At 44.2% G+C, this 4,961-nt stretch carries 3 protein-coding genes; all 3 read left to right on the top strand.

The genetic code is table 11. The features are described from left to right. Nucleotides 1–452 precede the first annotated feature (452 nt). The 3 genes from V4C51_RS17075 to dut all read left to right on the top strand — a co-directional run bounded on the left by V4C51_RS17075 (nucleotide 453) and on the right by dut (nucleotide 4,825). Nucleotides 453–2,300: a coiled-coil domain-containing protein gene (locus V4C51_RS17075; protein WP_330927383.1), complete on the top strand. Its 1,848-nt coding sequence runs from the start codon at nucleotides 453–455 to the stop codon at nucleotides 2,298–2,300. Between the two features lie 841 nt (nucleotides 2,301–3,141). Continuing rightward, a complete protein-coding gene (gene coaBC, locus V4C51_RS17070) occupies nucleotides 3,142–4,383 on the top strand; it encodes a bifunctional phosphopantothenoylcysteine decarboxylase/phosphopantothenate--cysteine ligase CoaBC (protein ID WP_330927382.1) in 1,242 nt (413 codons plus the stop codon). After that, nucleotides 4,370–4,825 carry a dUTP diphosphatase gene (dut, locus tag V4C51_RS17065; protein WP_330927381.1) on the top strand — a complete coding sequence of 152 codons (456 nt, stop codon included), beginning with the start codon at nucleotides 4,370–4,372 and terminating at the stop codon, nucleotides 4,823–4,825. Before coaBC ends, dut begins: the two co-directional genes overlap by 14 nt. Nucleotides 4,826–4,961 lie beyond the last annotated feature (136 nt).

The following is a 4,961-nucleotide window of genomic DNA, read 5'->3' as shown; positions in this document are numbered from 1 at the left end:
GGCTTAAGCTTTCGAGCATGAAATTCAGTAGAGCGAGTCAGATTTTTCGATGGATTTGTGCGAATAGTTGACCTGTTTAAGCAAATTCATCAGAAAATATGACCGCTCTTTCTGGATTTCAGGCCGAAATTTCCTTAAGTAGTCCGACAGGCTCCTAGCATTTATAGTATTAGTGAATATATAAAAGTCTTTGAGGATATTGAAAACAAAGAATACAGGTGAACTGCAAGTTTGTCGTAATTAAATTGTTTACAATTTGTCAGCTTGTACTATACATAAAACACTCTCTGTTAGGATTAGGCGGGCCACTCTATTTGGTACTAAGGTAGAGCGTTAAGCCACAAAACAAGCAGTGAATCGTTGAGTGTCATTAACATTTAATCATTGAGTAACAGATAATGAAGCACAGGTTTATTAAGCAATCGTTCTTAAAAAAATGTTTGCTGGCAAACATGATTGCAATTGCGTCGTCGTACTCTTTTGCAGGGTTTGTGACAGTAGAAGAAATAAAGGTACCGGACAAGCTCAATGTTGTTATTTGCCAAAATCAAAATACTGGGAAGGATGATAGTCATCCAGTTACAGAAGTGGACTATGTGCTTAAATACCTGGGCGAAGAAAGTCCTGCTACCATTGTTGGCAGAGCTGCCAAGGTTGTGGGTGGTTCTAGCATGAGACATCCAAGCTTGGCCCCTAAAGAGAAGGTACGTACAAAAAATGTTTTGATTGAAATGTTACCCGAACACATTCGCAACCTGCCTGGATTAAAAGAATTTAATGATGATGAAGAAGGACACTTATCAGATTTAACTTTCTTGACGTTATACCATCAAGAAAACAATTTCAAAAATGACTACCTTGATAAATGCAAGAAAGATAATGCGAGTCCCTATGACCGGATACTAACTCTTTTTCATTCCACTAATAGGTGTGGGGAGGGTTCTGTACTCGCGGATACGCAAGTCGTATGGAATCGGAAAATAGAATTCCAGCACTCATTTGCCAGTATTGTACCCGTAAGTAACAATGACAGAAATCCGGGTTATTATATTAAGAATCATTTACAGGCTGCAGATGCGTTACCGTCGTACATATCAGAAACGTTTAAGAAAGAAAATTTTAAGCGCGCAACGGTTGTTTTCCAATTACCTGAATACCGACCTCAGGCTGCTGTTCAGGATACAGATCCAAGGTTTTTATTTTTGGATAGACTTGTTGACGAAGATTCACACCAATACCCCCACTTGCACACTGTTTTCCTGACTATTCCTGAAGATGAAGACGAAGAGTTTCTGAACCGCTTGCTACAAACGGTTCGGAATACTATTGCTGACAAAGGAATAACTGATGAATCTGAATCTGACCGTTATTTGTCTCACGAGGAAAATAAAACAGGACTAACAGCACTTGCTGAGAGAAGTATGAAAACCGCTGACCGCAACGCTAGGAAACTCGAAGGGCTATCAATTGGACTTAGGTTACAATATTTTCAAGAAGAATCAAAAAGTTATCAAGAATTGTCTGAGAATCTTAGAGCGAGGACAGAAGCAGCAATAAAAAAAGAGAGGGTTTTAACTAAAGAACTACAAGAGGCTAGAAATCAAATCACGATGCTGTCAGATGAAATAAAGAAACAGGAGGATGCGGCTACTCAATTACGGGAGAATCACGATCAGTCTGGTCGTGAGACAGAAGCGAGATATCAAGCCTCTATACAAGAATTGAAAAATGATCATCAAAAAACTATTGAAGAAAATAACATTAAACATGAAGAGGAAATGAAAGAACTGAGAATAGCTTGTGATAAAGAAAATGATGAATTTAAAGAGGAATGCAACCGATTAGTAGACGAAGCTAATAAAGTAGCAAAAGACAAAGAAGTTGACTATAAAAATTATAAAGCCGCAAAAGAAAGAGAAATTGATGAGCTGGCTAATAGATTAGAAGATGCAGAACAATTATTAAAAACGAAAGCTACACAGACAGAGCTTTTCGCAAAAGAAGCTGCTGATTCAAATAAACTAGTTCAGGAACAGATTAAAGAAAATAATAGGCTGAGAGGTGATCTTGCTAATCTTGCGGCCAAAGTCAGTGAGACTGATGCATATAGCCGAAAGATGGAAGATAAACTTAAATCACAAGACGAAAAAAACAAATATTTAATGGAAAGACTGAGTAGAGTAGGAGCTTTAACTAGAGCGAGTTTACACGGTGATGATAATAAATCTCTTCGTAGCCACCATTCAAGCTCAGCGTCAGAGGGTACAGCTAGCCCAGAGCATTCTGGAGGCGAGTCATAGCCTGAAAAGATATCATTTTGATGGCTCCCTTTAAAGGGAGCCTTTTTTTAAATTACTCATGTTTATTGTGAAGTCACTTTATCTGCATTCACGTACAAAGGCGGTCAGTTGCTCCTTGCCAAGAACAAAGCGCCATTGGCTATTAAGTGCAGCGGAGAACGCCTTCTCTGAGCCTTCCGGTAAGAAGCTGATCACAAATTAATTACAGGCTCTTAAATTACATCCTCGCTCCACTTAGCTCTCAGAAAATTGGAAAACAGGCAGCCCTTCTCATTGATTTCACTTTTCACAAAACACCATGAACCGTTCGTGTCGAAGCTTTGGCCGTGAAGGGGGTGATCAAAAACCCGAATCTAGGCGTCTGACCGAGAATAGACTACCCTACTGCGGTTGCGATAAATTGTTCTAAAAATTCCTGCTTCTTCGTCAAATAGCCCCGCCATTCTCCTCAGAAGCAGAAATTTTTATCCTCAATTTCTCGCGATCCTCGCTAAGGGCGCTATTCTCGGACAGGCTCCTAGCCCGGATATTTCATAAACATGCTCCTGGCCTTGCTTGCTCCTTGCGGCTCTAAGGGAGTTTTGCTCAGTCGACCGTACTCCCCGGTACGGCGCTCCTTCGCAAAACCCCTTAGAGCTGCAAGGCTCTGCGCAATTCTCAGGGCAGTTTATAAAATATCCGGGCTAGCAAAGTGTATAACTGATGCTAACGGGAGTTGGCTGTCTGAACATCATCCGGGCAAAGCGTGTTGAAACAGGAAGTCAATGATGACTTATCGAATTGAGAACCCTCACCGTTTCCGCCACAATAGCCAGGATAATTTTCAAGATAACGACATTCCATGCAACAACTAAACAACAAGCGGGTGCTGCTCGGTGTTACTGGTGGTATTGCGGCCTATAAAAGTGCTGAACTGACTCGGTTACTGATCAAAGCTGGCGCAGAGGTACGGGTTGTTATGACCAAAGCCGCCTGTGAATTTATGACACCGCTCACACTACAGGCGCTTTCTCACAACCCGGTGCATCTTGACTTACTTGACCCGAAAGCTGAGGCAGCTATGGGGCATATTGAATTGGCTCGCTGGGCTGATGTGGTGTTGGTGGCGCCGGCCACAGCAGACTTTATGGCGCGTCTGGCCGGTGGTCATGCTGATGATTTGCTCACCACCTTATGCCTTGCCACCAGTGCGCCAATTGCCTTAGCCCCCGCCATGAATCAGGGTATGTGGCTTGACAGCAAAACCCAGCAAAACCGTGACGCCCTCATTGAGCGGAGCATTAAGTTGTTTGGCCCTTCTGAAGGCTCGCAAGCCTGTGGTGATGTCGGCCCTGGTCGTATGCTTGAGCCTTTACTGCTGATTGAGGCATTGGCTTGTTGCTTTGAAAACAGGCAACTGGACGGTGTACATATAATGATTACGGCAGGCCCTACGCAAGAAGCCATCGATCCAGTACGCTATATCTCTAACCACAGCTCTGGAAAAATGGGCTATGCATTGGCAGAAGCTGCCGTTGAGGCCGGCGCTACCGTAACACTGATTAGTGGCCCGGTAGCATTGCCTGAGCCAGAGCGTGTACGGATAATAAAAACCGTCAGTACCTGTGATATGCATCGAGCTGTACACGACAATCTGGATACGGTTGATATCTTTATTGGCTGTGCTGCCGTGTGCGATTATCGCCCTGAGGTACCACTGAACGAAAAAATTAAAAAAAATCCTGACAACCACTTTGAAACCATGACGCTATGCCTGGTTCGTAATCCAGATATTATTGCTTCGGTCAGCGCCATGGAAAAGGCCCCGTTCGTGGTGGGATTTGCTGCCGAAACTCAAAATGTGCTGAGCTACGCCGCAAATAAATTGAGTCGTAAAAAGCTCAATCTTGTGGTGGCAAACGATGTTTCCGATACTGATATTGGCTTTGCCAGTGATAGCAATGAAGTCACGGTGCTTGGGGAATATATTGAGGAAGCCCTGCCACGTGCTTCCAAAAAAGTACTCTCTGGCAGGCTGATTAGCCTGATTGCAGACAATTACACCATCTGGAAAACCAAACAGGAACACGATGATAAACCTTAAAACCAAGATCCTGGACAGCCGCCTCGGCAATGAATTCCCTATGCCTGCCCATGCAACAAATGGCTCAGCCGGCATTGACCTGCGTGCCTGCCTCGATACCCCCTTAACGCTGGAGTCAGGCCAGACAGAGCTGCTACCAACGGGTATGGCTATTCATCTGGAAGATCCTGCTCTGGCCGCCATGATATTGCCCCGCTCTGGTCTGGGCCACAAACACGGTATCGTGCTGGGTAATCTGGTCGGTCTGATCGATTCTGATTATCAGGGGCAGCTGATGGTTTCCTGCTGGAATCGTGGTCGCACCGCATTCACCATCAACCCGGGTGAGCGTATCGCTCAGTTGATTATTGTGCCAGTTATTCAGGCTGCACTGGACATTGTGGACGATTTTGAACAAAGCCAACGTGGTGAAGGTGGTTTTGGGCATTCGGGTCGGCATTGACCTAAATTGTGGTGCAAACTCGCTCCTTTAGGGGCGAGTCTAGGAGCCTGTCCGAGAATAGACTACCCTACTGCGGTTGCGATAAATTGGTCTAAAAATTCCTGCTTCTTCGTCAAATAGCCCCACTATTATCCTC

It is taken from the genome of Candidatus Sororendozoicomonas aggregata, assembly GCF_031528575.1.
GTDB lineage: Bacteria > Pseudomonadota > Gammaproteobacteria > Pseudomonadales > Endozoicomonadaceae > Endonucleibacter > Endonucleibacter aggregata.
The sequence above is the reverse complement of the archived record's forward strand: the minus strand, read 5'-3'. Positions and strand labels throughout refer to the sequence as shown.

What these genes read in the sequence shown, in the direction of transcription:
- V4C51_RS17075 (WP_330927383.1), top strand. Translation starts at nt 453, where the DNA reads ATGATTGCAATTGCGTCGTCGTACTCTTTTGCAGGGTTTGTGACAGTA.
- coaBC (WP_330927382.1), top strand. Translation starts at nt 3,142, where the DNA reads ATGCAACAACTAAACAACAAGCGGGTGCTGCTCGGTGTTACTGGTGGT.
- dut (WP_330927381.1), top strand. Translation starts at nt 4,370, where the DNA reads ATGATAAACCTTAAAACCAAGATCCTGGACAGCCGCCTCGGCAATGAA.